Consider the following 600-nt stretch of genomic DNA (forward strand, 5'->3'; position numbering starts at 1 on the left):
CTTGCCGATATCGGCGCGGCGGGTGCCCCGCAGGATCAGCGGCAGGGCGACGTTCTCGGCGATGCTGCGGTCCATCAGCAGGCGGTGGTCCTGGTAGACCGCGCCCACCTCGCGACGGTGCCGGGGAATGTTGCCGCCCCGCACCTTGAGCAGGTTGCGCTCATTGAAGATCACCGCGCCGCGGCTGGGCCGCTCGTCCAGGTGGATCAACTTGAGCAGGGTGCTCTTGCCCGCACCGGAGTGACCGGTGACGAACAGCATTTCCCCGGGGGCGACATCGAAGCTGACGTCCACCAGTGCCTGGTGGCCGCCGGCATATTGTTTGCTGACATTGTCAAAACGCAGGACGCTCATCCCCTGATTATGCAGGACGAGGGTGGCGGCGTGCAGGTGGGGGTAGCGGGCAGGTGCCGACCCTGGGTCGGCACGCCGGGCATGCCACCCGACCCACGGTCGGGTGCCACCCGCTGATCGGCAATGCCGATCAGCTGCCGGACAGCATCCGGCGGATCTTGCGCCCGATGCGGGTCAGGAACGACGCGCCCGGATCGGCGGCCGGTGCGGCAGCGCGCATCGGCTTGGCCGTTACCTGCACCGGGG

The 600-nt window shown here is 68.7% G+C and carries 1 protein-coding gene; it reads right to left on the reverse strand.

Annotation, left to right across the window (positions count from 1 at the left end; all coding sequences use genetic code 11):
* Positions 1-354: ATP-binding cassette domain-containing protein (locus DBR34_RS24370; RefSeq protein WP_258224206.1), on the reverse strand; the 354-nt coding region annotated here is incomplete at its 3' end.
* Positions 355-600: the final 246 nt, after the last annotated feature.

Origin of the sequence: Stenotrophomonas sp. HMWF003 (assembly GCF_003061285.1) — a bacterium.
GTDB classification, from domain to species: Bacteria; Pseudomonadota; Gammaproteobacteria; order Xanthomonadales; family Xanthomonadaceae; genus Stenotrophomonas; species Stenotrophomonas maltophilia_AP.